We start from the raw sequence: 16,687 nt of genomic DNA, 5'->3' as shown, positions 1-16,687 counted from the left end.
TCCTAAAAAAATAGACTATGAATACTCATTTAGCAGAAATATCAGAAGACTTAAATATACAACCAGAGAACAGTAATGCGGCTTTCGATGCCTTATCAGAAGGAGAAAGCCGATGGATAAGAGACCTAAAAGTAAATCTTAAAAATGCTATAAAGCCAGGGCAGCTTAGCGAAAAAGAGGTGGCGCTTATTGGTTTGGCTATAGCTTCTAATGAAAGAGCTGAAGTATTTGAGCGCTTCTTCATTCAAAAAGCTTATGACGCCGAAGCCAACGCTGAAGAAATAGGCGAAGCAGTGGCCTGCGCCTCATTGCTAGCTAGCAATAATGTGCTTTACAGGTTTCGTCATTTCACTGATAAAGAAAAATATAATACTATACCAGCCGGCATTAAAATGAACATTATGATGAAACCGGCTACTGGCAAGGCATTCTTTGAGCTGATGAGCCTGGCCGTATCAGCAGTAAATGGATGCGAAATGTGCGTAAAATCTCACGAGCAATCATTAATAGAATTGGGAGTGACTGAAGAGAAAATCTTTGCTTCTGTGAAGTTAGCAGCCATAATAGTAAGCGCTACTAAAGTGATCAGATAGAGGTTTGTTTAATGAATAGTTAAGAAAGACGGTTGTATCAAAAGTAGTCACTTCTTTAATGAGCGTCATATTGATACTCTTTATGATTCACTTTTGGTACAACCTCTTTTCAATTAATAAATATATTCAAAGGCACTTTTATAGGCGCCAATTTCATTTACATAGTCTAAAAAGGCCGCATAAAACTCATGCTGACCGATGGTAGCACTGTCTCCTATTACTACCAGCTTCTTACGAGCTCTGGTCATAGCCACATTCATTCTACGGGTATTTGACAAAAAGCCTATTTCGCCCTTCTCGTTAGACCTTACCAGGGTAATGTAAATAATGTCTCTTTCCTGCCCCTGAAATGAGTCGATGGTATTAATATCTGTTTTATCAATAATTGATTCCGGCAAATGTTTATTGTCTAATAGGTGATCTACTAACGCACCGGTTTGTGCTTTATAAGGCGCTATTACCCCCACACTTTCCACCTCATCAATTTTACCAACAGCCTCTATTTGCTCAATATATTGCTTCAGATGTGTACCGAGTAATTCAGCTTCTTCCTTATTAAAAGAACTTTTGCTTTCCGGATCTACCTGTTCAAAATATCCACAACCCGCAGTATCTATAAATTCTACGGCAAGGTCTCCTTCAAAAACCGTCCAGGAAGCCACATTTTTATTGGCTATGAGTTCATTATTATAAAAAATGCTACTGGAGAAATTCATAATATCAGTATGCATTCTATATTGCTCTTTGAGCATTACATCGGCCTTATTATTTTTAATGGCCTTTTCAAAAAGGGTGACTTCCAGTCCCTCTTTCGCTGCCTGGAATGATTTTATGGTAGGCGGCAACTGCTGATGATCTCCCGCAAATATCACTCTTTCAGCTTTAATGATGGGAATCCAGCAAGCGGGCTCCAGTGCCTGAGCAGCTTCATCAATAAAAACTGTATTGAAAGAAATACCTTTGATAACATTGTTACTGGCTCCAACCAGTGTACAAGCTATCACCTGAGACTTATTTAAAATATCATTGGTAATATAATAACTCAGCTGATCGGCATCATCTTTAAGGCTGCGAGCTTCATCTAACAACATACGGCGCTGCTGTCTTTCGGCATGGCCAAAATTGCGTTTGTATTTCTTACCCAGACTTCGGTATTCTTCGGCCTTTCTCTTTAAGTTTTTCAGCTCTTTATAATCCGGATGATGCGCCACCTTCACATCTAGCGTTTTACTGAGTGTTTCTTCCGTAACCCTGGCCGGATGACCAATGCGCAACACATTTACGCCATGTTCGCCCAGCTTTTCTACCAATAAATCTACCGCAGCATTACTAGGCGCACAAACCAGCGTTTGCCGCTCTTGCTTGAGCGTTTGAAGTATGGCTTCTATGAGCGTAGTAGTTTTACCAGTTCCCGGAGGGCCATGGATTATGGCTACATCCTGCGCTCTGTTCACTAAATTGAGAGCATCATTTTGGCTTGGGTTTAGACCCGGGCTGTTAAGCTGATCTAATTTCTTAAACCCCGCCTCACTACCACCAAGGAGTATTTTCTTTAACTGATTTATTCTGCCTGAATCGGTTTTAGCCAGGTATTTCAACACCTTTTCCATTTCCCGATAAGAACTCTCATCAAATAGGAGCTGCACGCCCAAATTCCCATCTCTCAGCCAGTCAGGAGCAAAATCATGGTTAAGCGTGATCATCATTTCCTGCTTATTCACATAATTAACCACTCCGCTTACAGTCTCTTCAGTCTCACTGTTATCCCCTGCGGTAGAAAACAGACTTACTAACTTTCCTGATGAAAACATGTGAGACTCAGTATGCTCCTTGGGTCGGGAGACTTTCACTACCAATCTTTCTCCTGCATCAAACTTGGTTCGGTCTAAAAACACAGGATACCAACACACGCCTTGCTTCCTTCTTTCATTAAAAGAAGTGCCCGTCATTTTTAGTTTATACTGCAGCAGATCCTCTTCCTTTTCCTTTTTAAGGAGCGCTGCCAGGTGTTTGAAATCGTCAGTCATTCATACATTTTAGATAGAAAAAGCCGCTGCATTCCTAGTCTTCAAATCCTTCATTGTTAAAATCAGGAAACTGCTTTTTCAGGTTCTTATCTGAGGGTTTTGTAGGGTTTTCCCAGCTGGCATCCAGTTCCAGCAGGATCATCTTCTTATTATTAAGCTGTGCTTTCAGCTTATCAACATCATTAAAAAAGTTCTTATCTCTTCTTTGAGAGCGCAAAGCATATTTTCTGGCAAATTGATCACCTTCTGCCTGTAATGCATTTCTGATGTCAATATTTAGTTTTAGTCTTTCCAGAATATCATCTTTTGACTTACCTAATACTTCAGTAGCCTCCAGCGTACCCAAGGTAAGTACGGCCGTACCGCCTACTCCGGTAACATAGTCTTTGCTATTGTCTTCCATAAACACAGGGCTAATACCAGTAACCGCTCCTAAAGATGCGTTAACAATAGATCTGTGTCTTTTGCCTTTCTTGGCTCTCTTCAGCTGCTTGTTAAGATTCTTCTGATTTTCGTCTAGCTGATCAATCATATCCATGGTCTGGATAAGCATAGTTTTATATTTGGCATAAAGCCTTTTATCTTTCTGCTCCAGGTTCTCAGTGTCAAGCACCTCCACCTTCAGACTTTTCTCTGCTCTTTTATTACTTTCGTCTAACACATAAAAAACGATCTCTACAGTTACAGAACGCTCTTGCTCTCCCACAAAGTCATAGCCCGGAGTCCAGGTGAACTCCCACTGCGTAGCGGTATTACTGGTAAGTCCACTTTTAGGGATTCTCAAGTCATTAGACACAAAGGATACATCTCTGATATTATCATCACCATTAGGATCAGAAACGTAAAAATTAAGGTTAAGCACTTCATCTTCCTTCATGGTTACTAAGGTGTCATTCGGTACCATGAGTATTTCTGGAGGTAAATCCAGCTGAGTAGGTGCTATGATAAGCGTACCCATTGTTTCTGATTTTTCTGGCTGATCCTGCACCAGAAAATGCACTTTTAAATGTTCTCTTCTTATGCTTCTAAACTGATTTCTAGATGGTTTCCAGCTAAATATTCCTAACTCAGAAAGTGATGCTCCTTCGGGCATTTCTGATAAAATAGATTTGAAAACAATAGGATCATCATCAGGATCATTGATTTGGTCCAGCTGCTTGAGATTGAACTCATTTTCTGAGTACTGTCTTACATAAAACACGGGCAGCTCACCAATAGATGGCGGCCTGTTTTTATGCATAACTGTAAAGGGAATTTCTTTCCTTATTTTATTTCCTGTACTGGAAATGGCTTCAAATATTACGCTAAACTCTTGTTTCTCCGTTACCCGATCTACCAAATCATAAGATGGCACCCAGTTGAAATTTCCTAGAGAATCTAAATGTAGCTCTAATCCACGATCTCCATAAACAGAGAATTTATAATCATAACTGGTATCTCCTTCCACTTTCAATGTAAAAGATAGGGAGTCTCCTTCTTCTAGTATATTCCAGTCTGGGTCACTGGGGAAAATAAACTCCTGAGCTTGAACCTTTGTACCAAATAATACAGCGAAAACCAATAAGACCGAATAAGTTACTTTCATTATGAGAGTCATTTACCTGCAAATTTATAAACGAAATATTGTCAAATAAATCGAATTGAATTTTTTTAATACCTTAATCTGAAAAAGTTATTTTATTCTCAATATAATCATACACAAGCATGTGTTTGTGTGCTGTGAAGTTGCAATATTTTAATTCATACTCAAAAAAGTAGGCCTGACATGGAGCAGATTATTTATACAGACGGCATTGTTCTTCGTTAGTTTGAGGTTATATTGGAAGAAATTTTTCTTGATTTTATTTTTCATAAACCTAACATCACCTTACCTAAAATTACTTAAATGATACTAGAACCCGTTGATTGGCTCTTCATAATTGCTTTTTTTGCTGTCTCTCTTTTTATTGGTATCTGGGTAGCCCGACAGGCTGGCTCCAGCGTATCAGAATTTTTTCTCTCTGGTCGTGAAATGCCCTGGTGGCTCCTGGGGGTATCTATGGTGGCCACCACCTTTTCTGCTGACACCCCGAACCTAGTAACAGACATAGTAAGAGAAAATGGTGTTTCAGGAAACTGGGAATGGTGGGCCTTTTTGCTCACCGGCATGCTCACCGTGTTTGTATACTCCAAGCTATGGCGCCGCTCCGAAGTGCTTACCGACCTTGAGTTTTATGAGATGCGATATAGCGGCAAAACAGCGGCTTTTCTGAGAGGCTTTAGAGCCATTTATCTGGGTGTGTTTTTCAATATCATGATTATGGCCACCGTGTGCCTCGCCGCCATTAAAATTGGAGGCGTGCTGCTAGACCTTACTCCGGTACAAACCTTATTAATAGCTTCAGTAGTAACGGTAATATATAGCTCCCTTGGTGGACTAAAAGGGGTATTGATCACTGATTTTGTTCAATTTATTATAGCTATGATTGGCTCTGTATGGGCCTCTTACGTAATCATAAACTTACCCGAGGTAGGCGGACTCAGCAACATGCTTTCTCATGAGGTAGTAGCCACTAAGCTAGACATATTGCCTGACTTCACTAAAACAGAAACGCTGGTTCCTCTTTTTGTAATACCACTAGCCGTACAGTGGTGGAGCGTTTGGTACCCGGGAGCAGAACCTGGCGGTGGTGGCTATATAGCACAGCGTATGCTTTCTGCCAAAGATGAGAAAAATGCTATCGGTGCCACTTTGTTTTTTAACGTAGCACACTACGCCCTAAGACCGTGGCCCTGGATATTGATAGCACTGGCCTCTTTAATAGTATTTCCTAACCTGGAGTCTATTCAGGCAGCATTTCCTAATGTAGCACCGGGCATCATTAAAAATGATTTGGCCTATCCTGCCATGCTCACTTATCTGCCGCATGGCTTGCTGGGAGTGGTTATAGCTTCATTAATTGCTGCATTTATGTCTACCATATCCACGCACCTTAACTGGGGTTCCAGTTATGTGGTTAACGATTTTTATAAACGCTTTGTGAACCCCGAGAGCTCAGATAAGGCTTTAGTAAACGTAGGCAGAATATCTACGGTAGTGCTGATGGTATTTTCGGCCATACTAGCGCTCTATTTAGAAAACGCCATTCAGGCTTTCAGAATATTGCTCACCATAGGAGCAGGAACGGGACTCATCTTTATTTTAAGGTGGTTTTGGTGGCGAATTAATGCCTTCACCGAACTAGCAGGCATGTTTATATCCTTTTTTATGGCTATCTATTTTGAGCTTATTCATGAGGCCATTGGCTTTGCTCCACTAGCTGGCTGGGAAAGACTAATAATAGGTGTAGCCGTAACTACTGTGGTCTGGTTGATTGTAACTTTCCTAACTAGAGAAACTGACATGAAACAACTGGTTCAGTTCTATGTAAAAGTACGGCCAGCAGGCCCGGGCTGGGCTAAAGTAAAAAAAGCTGTAGCTGAAGAAGGAATTATTATAGAAAAAGAAAAGCACAGTTTAACCCTTGAGATTCTAAGTGTATTCATAGGAACCATAGCCGTATTTAGTGCCCTGTTCGCCACTGGCTATTTTATCTATGGCAGAACGAGCGTAGCCATTATACTCACTCTAATTTCTGCTGCCGGCTTCGGATGGCTGATTTATATGTGGAAGAAATTATCAAGTTAGAATGTGGGATGAGGCAGGAGTGGATCGTAAAGAGCACAAGTGGACACTTGCGCCAGAGTTTAGGTCTTTGGAAAAGATTGCGACTTCAAAGCATGCATTACTAAGCCAATTAAAAATGATCGGGATCGATTAATTATATATATTTGTTTGTACAAAACATTCATTATTACAATAAGGAAAAGTACATAGACAGTTTAATCATTGATTTACTTAAAATTAGACTTTTCACCAGGTTGAAACCGCTAAAAATATATTTATCTATATTTTATAACAATCTATAATTTATTAATCATGAAGATCACACTAGATATACAAGACAGCAAGTATGATACTTTTCTTAAATTCATCAAAACATTGAATTACGTTTCTATTAATCAGGAAGATGGAACACCTCAATGGCAAAAAGATGAAGTACACAGAAGAATGCAACTAGTTGATAAACAAGACATGAAAACACGGAATTGGAAAGATGCTAAAGAGGATCTCTTCGAAAAGTGAACTACTCTGTTTCTATTGCCGAGGCTGCTGAAGCAGATATCCGAGAAGCGTTTCTTTGGTACCAAGACAAAAACGATAATCTAGGGCTTCGTTTCGAAAAGCATATTTTAAAAGCCGTAGAAAGCATCCGCAGTAACCCTTTTAAAACTCAAATTCGGTATGACAGCATCCGGGTTTTCTTCTTGAAAAAATTCCCATTTGGCATTCATTTTAGAGTGAATGAAGCCACAAATTCCATCCTTATCCTTGCGGTATTTCACACGTCAAAAGACTCCAAAAAGTGGAAAATGGAAAAATAAAACTTACTTCAATTAGCAGAAAAGGACACTTGCCCAGAGTTGATGATCTTGAACCAGATTGGGTTAATAAAATTATAAATCAGTAAGCCACATTTCCAATAATAATATATGTACTATAACATCACTAATCTTTCCCTTTTCTATTGTACTTGGTTTTAAAATACCATTATTTTTATCTAAATAATTGTGCAGCACACTTATCAATGTCTTATGCTGCTCCTTATCAATTCGCCCGTTCAACAACTGAAGTGACAAATAATTTTCAAGAAGCAATTGGAAATTATACGTTTGCATTAGATTTTTAGCAACACTTCCTCTGTTATTTGGATAACTAATTGCAGGAAAATATCCTTCTGATTTAATACCTCCAGCCTGTTCTATTAGCTTATCATTAAATTCATTGATATCACTTAATGTACTTACTAATTCTTTAGCGCCTTTTTCAGAAGCTAAACTCATTTCTTTTTCTATAACACTTCTTTCAATGCCATGTAAAATCATTACAGAATACTTATGGTCATTTAATACGTTTTGATCTGGCTGCCCATTAGAGCACCCTTGAAGCGCCAAAAAGCATAACAATATCAATTCCTTAATTTTATATTTACAATTCATGCCCTAATCTAATACTATCTTGTTTAGAGCCAACCTTTCAGGAACACTTATTCCTGTCCAAACTGACCTTTAGCATGGGCAATGATCCATATATCTCCGTTCCCGCCATGCTCTGCATGGTGGTACTGCTTCATCTCATTAAACTTACGCCAAATCTCCTACTCAGTCGCTAGCTGAGCTATAAAGATAACGACAAGGCCCATCAACTTCTCCCGATTCTACAGGATCAAAGTTTAAATAATCAAGATTTTCCTCAATTGCTTACGTGAAAGGCACAAGTGGACACTTGCGCCAAAGTTTAGGTCTTTGGAACAGGTTGAGTGATTAGTCATAACTCTATAACGTCATCCCGGCCGCAACGAAGTGAAGAGCCGGGATCTCACTGTTCAGGTAGCACTAACCGAACAGTGAGATTCCTGATACCATTGCACTATGCTCCATAATTCAGGAATGACGGCTTTTATTTGCCAATTCGTATGTGTGAAAGCCTGCTTTTCCCAACTCGTCGTACCCAAAACAATCGCTTGGCTCCAGACGAGTGATCATAATGCTTTAGGCCTCTGGCCGATATTGCACTGACCGTTCAAAACATGTAACTGAATGGAATGCGCAAAGACTGACTTGACATAACCTTGGACCTGCTACATTTGATTGGACAGTAAGTTAAGCGCTTTTGAGTTAAATTTACTAAATATGAAAAGAGCAAGAAGAGAGTTTGACAAGGAGTTTAAACAGATGGCAGTGAACCTGTGCCTGTCAGGAAAAAGTACAAGAGAAGTAGCTGATGAGCTTGGTTTAAGGACTGAGCTGGTTACCCGATGGAAACGTGAATACAATGAGTACAAAGAAGGTAGTTTTTCAGGTCATGGTAATCAGAATTTAACCTCAGAACAAAAGGAGATAGCCCGTTTAAAACGAGAACTGCGTGAAGCCCAACTAGAAAGGGATATTTTAAAAAAGGCAGTAAGCATCTTCTCCAAGGGAGACAACAAATATTCCGGTTCATAAAGGAATACAACCACAGATTTGGTGTTGAGAGGATGTGTAAAGTACTTAAAGTCAGTAGAAGTGGTTTCTATAATTGGAGCAACAGAAGGCCATCAATGAGAAAGTTGGAGAATGAAAAGGTATCCGCATATATCAGGACTATACACAGCAATAGCAGAGGAAGGTATGGTAGCCCGAAGATCACCGAGGAGTTACGAGACCTGGGTTGGCGTATCTCTCGCCCCAGAGTGGCCAGGATCATGCGTAACCAGGGCATTAGAAGTATTATTTGCAGAAAGTTCAGAGGAACTACCACCCAATCAAGACACAACTATCCAGTAGCTAAAAACCTATTAAACAGAGATTTTCAGGCAAACCTTCCGGGGCATAAATGGGTCTCTGATATTACATACATCCCCACTGGTCAAGGTTGGATGTATTTAACCATCATTATGGATTTGTACGATCGAAAGATTATAGGATGGTCATTGAGTAGGTCTATGGCGTGCCATGATACAATATGGCCAGCCTGGAGAATGGCTTTAATTAATAGGCCAATAACAAACCAATTAATATTTCATTCCGACCGGGGAGTGCAGTATGCCACCTATTCTTTTTCAGATCACCTCAAAAGTAAGGGTATACAACAAAGCATGAGTAGAAAAGGTAATTGCTGGGATAATGCTGTGGCAGAAAACTTCTTTAAGATACTGAAGTCAGAACTGGTCAAACATACCAATTTCTATAGTATTCTTCAGGCCAAGAATGACCTGTTCGAATTTATAGAAATATGGTATAATAGAAAAAGAAAACATTCGTACTTAGGATATAAGACGCCTGAACAATTTAATAACCATAACTATTCAAAATGTGCTTAACTTATTGTCCAGTTTTTTGTTGCAAATCCACCTATTTGTTAGACTTTGTTATGCAAATGCATCTCTACTTAACCGGCCAGAGGCTTCAGAAATAGTGGTCAAGCGGTAAGAACCGAGCGACTTAACAGCTAGAGAATGGCACGCGTTGAAAACAGCGCGCCAACAGTTAAGGACATATGCGGAACAACGGGCAAACCACTATGCAAAGCATGGCGGGAACGAGGACTACGGGAAATCATCTTTCTGAAATTTTAATTCCTTTGAAAAAAGCTTTCAGCAATAAAAAATTATGATTATCCGTAATTACCCATAATGTAAAAAAAGTATTAAATTAGTGTATGGATATATTCAGTTTCACTACCCACTTCAGTGATGAACAATCATGCAGAGAGCATTTTAAAGGAGAACGAGACAAGTTAGGAGTTATATGTCACCGTTGCGGTCATGATCAGCATTATTGGATAAAAAGCCGATGGAGCTATGAGTGTAAAGCTTGCCGAAGTAGAACTTCTTTACGTAGCGGCACGATCATGCAAGACTCTAACCTTTCTTTTCTGGTTTGGTACAAAACAATGTTTTTAATGAGTGTTACCAAAAAAGGTTTTTCCAGCAAGGAGATTCAGAAGCAATTGGGATTGAAACGATATGAGCCCGTATGGGCAATGGTTCATAAACTGAGAAAAGCCATGGGAAATCGAGATTCCAGATACACTTTAGAGGGAATGATTGAGATGGATGAGGGCTATTTTACAGTGGAATCAACTGAGATCGAGAAGAATAAAGGGAAAAGAGGTAGAGGAGCGGCAGGAAAACAAAATGTAGCAGTAATGGCTGAATCTACTCCTTTAGAAGACTTGGAAACAGGAAAAAAAGAACGCCAATGTCGTTATTTCAAAGCTAAAGTACTTAAAGGCCACAGTTCACAGGAAGTAGATCATGTATTACAATCATCCATTGATGAACAAAGTATTGTTTTTTCAGACCAAAGCACTTCCTATGTTAACATTGCTGATTATATAGAGCTTCACATTACTGAGAAATCTAATAAGCAAACCACTAACGAGACACTTAAATGGGTGCATATCACCATTAGCAATGCCAAAAGAACATTTCTAGGGAACTACCATAAGATTAAAGGAAAGTACCTTCAATTGTATCTCGATGAGTTTGTTTACAAACTCAATAGACGATACTTTGGTGATAAGCTCTTTGATAGGCTCGTTATAGCTAACATTACAGCATATGACTAATTACGGATAATCATATAAAAAATTGAACATATTCAATGCTACAATAAAACAGAATAGAAGTAGAGAGGCGAAAATCACCTCTTTGATGAAGGCCAACAAACAAATGAACAAAAAAAAGTTTAAAAATAGCCATATTAAAACTTTACTTAAGGGGTAATAAAAAGTGACAATCAAATTATCACCTTCACACCTTAAATTAACCAGGGGATAAACACCAGGTGTTCCTATATTTTGAGCTTTTATCTTATAATTCTCTGTTCCTTTTATAGGCACCGCTAACAATTGCTTATTATCTAATGACTTAAAAAAAAAGCTTTTACTAATGCTCAATTCATATTTTTTGATTGTTATCCTCATTCTTCTTCCTCTTTTTGATTAGTTGCTTCACTTAAACTATTAACCAACAATTCAAAATCATTAACCGTATACCCCAAGTCACTCATAGATATATAATAGTCCGTTAAATATTCATCAATACCAGCTAGGTCGCAATTGCATTGCGACCACATCTCCCCAGGCATTTGTAATGCCTGGTTAATATCCAAACTTTAAAAATAATATGCTAAGACTACTCCTGTATTAGATAGCTGACGTGCCCTGCTAAATGAAAAAAGACCTTCTCAACGTAGAAGGCACAAGTGGACACTTGCGCCAGAGTTTAAGTCTTGGACCAGATTAGGGTTAATCGTCAATTCATTTTTCTATATTCTAAATACTCATTTGATATTCGTAAATAGCTATTGCAATAATGATATTTGGTTAATCCCTCGGTTCCATAAGCTGTCTGACCTGGATATCTCTCATATACATAATTAAAATTATATAAATAGACTTTGCACTTTATAGGATCATAGTCCCATGACGCCTTAAACTTATAGTCTATTGTATCCTTTTGGAGGATATGAACATAAGTACAATCGTTAATGATATCAATGTATTCCTCTTTTCCGCTTTCTTCTTTACTTTAATCACGTTCTATCTGCTCGTACCTTCCTATCAGCGCACTTGATACTTCTGGGCAGCTGCAGTTATTACAACTACAGATAAATCCACTCACTGCCATAAGCTTCAAAAGGCTTTTTATTAAAACGATATTCTTCATTCTATATTCGAAAATCCCCCATTACACAAAAACGTATTGATAAGTTATACCTGAAGACCTACCATTTAGAATGGCTCAAATTTATACTTTTCATTTATATGATTAAGTAGTAAAACTTGCTTCCGCAAAATATATAGCGGAAGCTCCTTATGAGGAACCGCTGATGAATTAAAGCAATTTGCGTGAATCATACCATACTCTCAACACCACTCAAACAACCCACTTAATAATCGTAGAGTCCGGGTTAATTCATTATCTTTAATAGGGGAATATTTTTGATTTTTTCTAGTAGTAAAACTCCCAACAGCATTATTCAACCTAATTATGCCATTACGAGTTAGCTCCATAGGGGTGATTTTATTATTGATTATACTGCTGCCGCAATGGACAGCGGCTCAGAATTCGCGTGTTGGTGAATGGATAAGCTGCTCCAAAGTGCAAACTGTTAATAGAAAGCCTTCTACTGCGGTTTCAGAGGAAATAACCGTTGGTAATTTCAGGGCAGTTACCCTCTATAGCCCAGCAGAGGCACTGCCGGCAATTAAAAGTGTTCTCTCAAAATGGAACGCTCAGGTAACTACCAACACCCCCATCAAGATAAGCCTTGAGTGGGCAGAAACAGGTAATTTCATGGCTCTGACAAGGCCATCTTCATTTATTAGAAATTTCAGCACCAACACTCCCAACAACATATGGTATCCCATTGCTTTAGCTGAAAAATTAGCTGGAAAAGAACTTAATAATCCAGATGATTTTGAAATTGAGATTAAGCTCAACGCAGGTATTAACTGGTATTTCGGAATTGATGGTAAATGTGATTCTAACCAAATCGATCTCTACACTATTTTGCTCCATGAAATCACCCACGGCATGGGCTTCATTTCCAGTGCAGAGCAAACTCCTGAGGGCGTGATATTTTCTACTGACGAAAGTTTCAGTGTATTCGATCGCCTACTGATGACCGGGGACCATACTCGTTTAATCAATTACGAATCGCCACAATTACTGGAAGACCTTCTTTCTGAGGGTGACATTTTCATTAGTAACACTTCCGATAATGATTCCTATTGGAAATGCTATAGCCCGATCACTTTTTCTTCAGGCGTAAGCCTGAGCCATTGGGATCATGATGAAAACACTTCGAACACGCTAATGAGGCCTTTTTTTGATCCAGGCACTTATTTTCATGAAATAGATGAAAGAACTAATCATGTCTTAAAAAGTATTGGTTGGGATCAAACGGAAAGCAGTCTTATCACCGCCTTTCCCAACCCCGCAAATGATGTAATAAACTTAAAGTGGCCTCCTTATCTGGATAAAATAGATTTAAAAATATACAACTCTCAAGGATTACTCATTCTTTCTCAAAAATTAAATAATACCCCCCATGAAAAGGCCACTGTGCAAGTATCATTATTAGATCAAGGTATGTATTTTATGCATGTGCAGAGTGCTGATTTTCGGGTGAATAAAATTATAAAAATCATTATTACAGATTAATCAACCTAATTACCTTATTATATGAATACCGAAAAAATTACTTCCTTACTTTTACTTCTGCCCTTATTATGGATCAACTTATCATCCTGTTCACACACCTGCAGTGGAGATATTATTGAAGATGCGAAGTCAAACGATATGGATTGTATTCAACAGTATATCGCCACTGCCCAAGAAACGATTGACAAAACAGACTCACACGGTTATACGCCATTGTTATGGGCCATTTATTATGGTCATGATGATTTGGCAATATGGCTGATTGATAAAGGTGCTAATATAGACTTACGCGAAGGTCATGGTGAAAATGCATTGCTAATGGCATCTATGCAAAACAGGCCGAAAGTAGCACAATATTTACTGGAAAAAGGGGCCTCAGTAAATGTAAAAAACGATGAAAATGTAACGCCACTGATGTATGCTAGCAGCTATGGGTTTACAGAACTGGCCAAAATGTATGCGGAAGCTGGAGCCCATTTGCAGGACACCAGCAAAGAAGGACTCACTCCTCTCGCCTATGCTGCATTAAGGGGTAATTATGAAATCACTAAAACCCTGATTAACCAAGGGGCCGATGTCAACTACAAAACCTCAGAGGATGATTGCATTCTCCTCATGATGTCCATTCAAGGAAAAGACAGCATCAGTCAACTTCTCATTTCCAAAGGTGCAGATGTGAATTATATCAATAAATATAAGAACACACCTCTTATAGCGGCATGCAGAAACAGGCATACTGATATGGTAAAACTCCTTTTAGAATCAGGGGCTGATCCTAATATTCCTGAAGAACAATCGGCTTATGAAATTGCTATCAACCTTGAAAACGAGGAAATAATCGAAGTATTTAAACAACACAAATGAAGGTTGATCTCTAAAAGGAAGACTGTCTACTTGATTAATGCCTGTCACTTTGAACTGGTTTATTAACTAAAGAAAAGTCACATTGAGGTACTCGAAATACCTCCCTACTCAAAAAACGAAGATTTCGAGAAACCTCAATCTGACTTAAATGATTTTAATAAATTCTTGTAAACAAGCCTTTACCGTTACCTGAGCCACCGCTATTAGTTAATGTAATGTGGCCTGTATTTCCATTACCATCATACCCCCAAGAAAGGTTGTTATTTGAAGTACAATTAGTCACGGTATGTGGCACGTTTTGTCCAGCACTACCTAATTTAAAACCGTTGCCATCTCCATTAGATCCATAACCATTATCTCTGGCCAGGCAGTGATTCATAACTACAGTATAAGGCTGACCGTAAAGATCCCAGCCATCATCTGAGTTATTATAAGCGTTACATTTGTAGAACTGGTTGCCTTGGCCGGCAGAAAGTTTACAAGCAAAACCATCAGCATTTTCACCACCATTACCTGCATCATAGTTATCATATGAAGTGGAATAATTAATACTGTTATGATGAGAGCTGTTATAGATTTGTAGACCGGAATCTCCACAACCACGGGTTCGTAATTTATTAACCCAGTTGTAGCCTCCGTATTGAAATACCAATCCGCAATCACCGGCGTATTCTATATTTAGCCAGGAAATATTCCAGTAGCTGGCATTGCACTTAATACCCCAGCCACTTACGCCCGAGCAGTTAATGGTTCGGTAAGTTCCATTTCCTGTAAGGTTGATCTTAGCACTTGATGTACCACTATTGGCAAGCTCCAGAGTCTGGGTTAAGTAAATAGTACCAGTAACGTTAATTTGATCTCCAGGCTGCGCATTAGCCACAGCAGACCGTAGTGCGGATTCAGAGGATACATTATAAGTAGCGCCTGCAGCAGACACTTCTTTAGTATCAGGAGAAACATTCTCTTCTGAACAATTGAATAGCAATACACTTGCTAGACAAATTAATGTGAATACTTTTTTCATGAGTTTAAGTTGATTTAGGTTTAAATTTAATTTAATGACATAGTATTAATTTTTAATGTTATGATTCATTTCAATGCTGTGCTTAACTCCTCTAAACACCATAGTAAAATCACACCTACTCAGTGCCAAAGGGCCTTTATATAATTTAGTGATATTTTTAAATATAATTGACTTATCAGGTAATAATATATTTAATCATTTAATTATACCTATTCCACCATGATCAATTCTGTCAATAATCAAATAGTAGGAGCATTGCTGTAGATATGCAGGTTAGTGGGCTGGTATTATGCAACGGAAGTTAAATGTAGGAGCAGTTGGCTATTAGTAAAGGCACAAGTGGACACTTGCGCCAGAGATTAAACCTTGGACCAGGTTGGGTCCTAGCGAATGTTTGGTACTAATCATAGTGTAAAGTTTAATATTGCTTTAGAGTGTTAATCACTTTTTTAAGTACCTCTTCGTAAACATTTGGAACAAACTCATTCAGTTTATTTTCGTTTGAGAAGAAACGGTTTCTATTCGTCGATTTAAGGAAATGTCCATCTTGAGAATCTGGAATTAAAATATATTTGTCAATCACTTTATTGTTGAAAATTTTAACATAGATTCTGTTAAATGAATTTATGGAATTATTGTGTATAAAGTCGTTACGTAAGTTTTCCAATAAGCGAATGTCATTAGATACGTTGCTTATGCTTTCCGTTACTCCTTTAATTTTTTTCAAGTGTTTAGCGTCTCCAAATAGAATTTTGTTATTGATTTTATGATATTTACTATAATTAAAGTTTTCTTTCTCCTCAAGGGCGTAACAATATTTGACAACGATATCTAGTGAGGACATCATTTTTATGATTGAAGAACTTAAAAGACCAATTATTAGAGAGGTTTTAGGAGTTTTGGAGATAATTACCTTATTGCCACAATCATTGTTATTGACCAAAAGGTTTGTACTGTCAAGAAGCTCTTCAAAATGATAATATAGGTCAATGCTTTCTAGAAGTGTGTTTTTTAATGTATCTAGGATACTTGATATATCATTTTGAATTAATGATTTCAAGAAAGGTATTTTGTCTCCTTTTTTTATTCGACATTTGAGGTATCTTTCGAATTGAACTTTATCAATTAAAGTTTCCGAATCAAGCCCCGCTATTAAAACAATACTTTGGTCAGTAGGCGAAAGGTTAAGTACAAGTTTCGAATCAGGATCCGATGTGTCGATTCTTTCTAATTCAGAAGAAATGATTTCAAAGAAAAATCTAAGATTGACAGATGACATATTTCTGAGAAGTTCATAATGTTACACAACAAATTAAAATTAAGATGAAATATGACTCTACTGAGTGGGAGCGATTGAGTATAGCAGCCCAAGATACAATTATT

The 16,687-nt window shown here is 38.2% G+C and carries 15 protein-coding genes; 9 read left to right on the top strand and 6 right to left on the bottom strand.

All coding sequences use genetic code 11. The features are described 5' to 3' along the window. The first annotated feature begins 17 nt into the window (after window positions 1–17). Window positions 18–593 (top strand): carboxymuconolactone decarboxylase family protein, encoded by a 576-nt coding sequence (locus tag LVD15_RS10235; protein ID WP_233780186.1) that lies wholly within the window; start codon window positions 18–20, stop codon window positions 591–593. A gap of 113 nt (window positions 594–706) precedes the next feature. Here the strand turns inward: LVD15_RS10235 and LVD15_RS10230 are convergent, their stop codons facing one another. After that, window positions 707–2,620: an AAA domain-containing protein gene (locus LVD15_RS10230; protein ID WP_233780185.1), complete on the bottom strand. Its 1,914-nt coding sequence runs from the start codon at window positions 2,618–2,620 to the stop codon at window positions 707–709. A gap of 34 nt (window positions 2,621–2,654) precedes the next feature. Continuing rightward, window positions 2,655–4,205, bottom strand: coding sequence for an Ig-like domain-containing protein (locus tag LVD15_RS10225; RefSeq protein WP_233780184.1), 1,551 nt, complete (start codon window positions 4,203–4,205; stop codon window positions 2,655–2,657). A 300-nt stretch (window positions 4,206–4,505) separates the two neighbouring features. On the opposite strand from LVD15_RS10225, the gene LVD15_RS10220 reads away from it, so the two are divergent. The 3 genes from LVD15_RS10220 (at window position 4,506) to LVD15_RS10210 (ending at window position 7,084) form a co-directional block, all read left to right on the top strand. Further along, complete coding sequence (locus tag LVD15_RS10220) at window positions 4,506–6,287, top strand: sodium:solute symporter family protein (RefSeq protein ID WP_233780183.1); 1,782 nt, start codon at window positions 4,506–4,508, stop codon at window positions 6,285–6,287. Between the two features lie 291 nt (window positions 6,288–6,578). Further along, window positions 6,579–6,785, top strand: coding sequence for a hypothetical protein (locus LVD15_RS10215; protein ID WP_233780182.1), 207 nt, complete (start codon window positions 6,579–6,581; stop codon window positions 6,783–6,785). Next, on the top strand, window positions 6,782–7,084 hold the full coding sequence (locus LVD15_RS10210; protein ID WP_233780180.1) for a type II toxin-antitoxin system RelE/ParE family toxin: 303 nt from the start codon (window positions 6,782–6,784) through the stop codon (window positions 7,082–7,084). The genes LVD15_RS10215 and LVD15_RS10210 overlap by 4 nt, the downstream gene beginning before the upstream one ends. Before the next feature lie 72 nt (window positions 7,085–7,156). Here LVD15_RS10210 and LVD15_RS10205 read toward each other — a convergent pair whose 3' ends face one another. Continuing rightward, complete coding sequence (locus tag LVD15_RS10205) at window positions 7,157–7,699, bottom strand: hypothetical protein (RefSeq protein WP_233780178.1); 543 nt, start codon at window positions 7,697–7,699, stop codon at window positions 7,157–7,159. 693 nt (window positions 7,700–8,392) lie between these two features. Between LVD15_RS10205 and LVD15_RS10200 the strand changes: the two genes are divergently transcribed. From LVD15_RS10200 to LVD15_RS10190, 3 genes are all read left to right on the top strand, one after another. After that, window positions 8,393–8,707, top strand: a complete 315-nt coding sequence (locus LVD15_RS10200) for a transposase (protein WP_233776495.1) — start codon at window positions 8,393–8,395, stop codon at window positions 8,705–8,707. Continuing rightward, on the top strand, window positions 8,692–9,564 hold the full coding sequence (locus LVD15_RS10195) for an IS3 family transposase (RefSeq protein ID WP_306416977.1): 873 nt from the start codon (window positions 8,692–8,694) through the stop codon (window positions 9,562–9,564). The genes LVD15_RS10200 and LVD15_RS10195 overlap by 16 nt, the downstream gene beginning before the upstream one ends. 338 nt (window positions 9,565–9,902) lie before the next feature. After that, the gene (locus LVD15_RS10190) at window positions 9,903–10,814 is read left to right on the top strand and encodes an IS1595 family transposase (RefSeq protein WP_233775934.1); all 912 of its coding nucleotides are present in this window, start codon (window positions 9,903–9,905) and stop codon (window positions 10,812–10,814) included. 353 nt (window positions 10,815–11,167) lie between these two features. Here LVD15_RS10190 and LVD15_RS10185 read toward each other — a convergent pair whose 3' ends face one another. Continuing rightward, the gene (locus LVD15_RS10185) at window positions 11,168–11,323 is read right to left on the bottom strand and encodes a hypothetical protein (RefSeq protein ID WP_233780177.1); all 156 of its coding nucleotides are present in this window, start codon (window positions 11,321–11,323) and stop codon (window positions 11,168–11,170) included. A gap of 917 nt (window positions 11,324–12,240) precedes the next feature. Here LVD15_RS10185 and LVD15_RS10180 point away from each other — a divergent pair. Both LVD15_RS10180 and LVD15_RS10175 read left to right on the top strand, forming a co-directional pair. Further along, the gene (locus LVD15_RS10180) at window positions 12,241–13,416 is read left to right on the top strand and encodes a T9SS type A sorting domain-containing protein (protein ID WP_233780176.1); all 1,176 of its coding nucleotides are present in this window, start codon (window positions 12,241–12,243) and stop codon (window positions 13,414–13,416) included. A 21-nt stretch (window positions 13,417–13,437) separates the two neighbouring features. Next, window positions 13,438–14,280 carry an ankyrin repeat domain-containing protein gene (locus LVD15_RS10175; RefSeq protein ID WP_233780175.1) on the top strand — a complete coding sequence of 281 codons (843 nt, stop codon included), beginning with the start codon at window positions 13,438–13,440 and terminating at the stop codon, window positions 14,278–14,280. 154 nt (window positions 14,281–14,434) lie between these two features. Here the strand turns inward: LVD15_RS10175 and LVD15_RS10170 are convergent, their stop codons facing one another. Continuing rightward, window positions 14,435–15,304 (bottom strand): right-handed parallel beta-helix repeat-containing protein, encoded by an 870-nt coding sequence (locus tag LVD15_RS10170; RefSeq protein WP_233780174.1) that lies wholly within the window; start codon window positions 15,302–15,304, stop codon window positions 14,435–14,437. A gap of 418 nt (window positions 15,305–15,722) precedes the next feature. Further along, window positions 15,723–16,583, bottom strand: coding sequence for a hypothetical protein (locus tag LVD15_RS10165; protein WP_233780173.1), 861 nt, complete (start codon window positions 16,581–16,583; stop codon window positions 15,723–15,725). Window positions 16,584–16,687 lie beyond the last annotated feature (104 nt).

The organism is Fulvivirga maritima, from assembly GCF_021389955.1.
In the GTDB taxonomy this organism is placed as follows: domain Bacteria; phylum Bacteroidota; class Bacteroidia; order Cytophagales; family Cyclobacteriaceae; genus Fulvivirga; species Fulvivirga maritima.
Note: the sequence above shows the minus strand (reverse complement) of the source record. Positions and strands in the feature narration are given on the sequence as shown.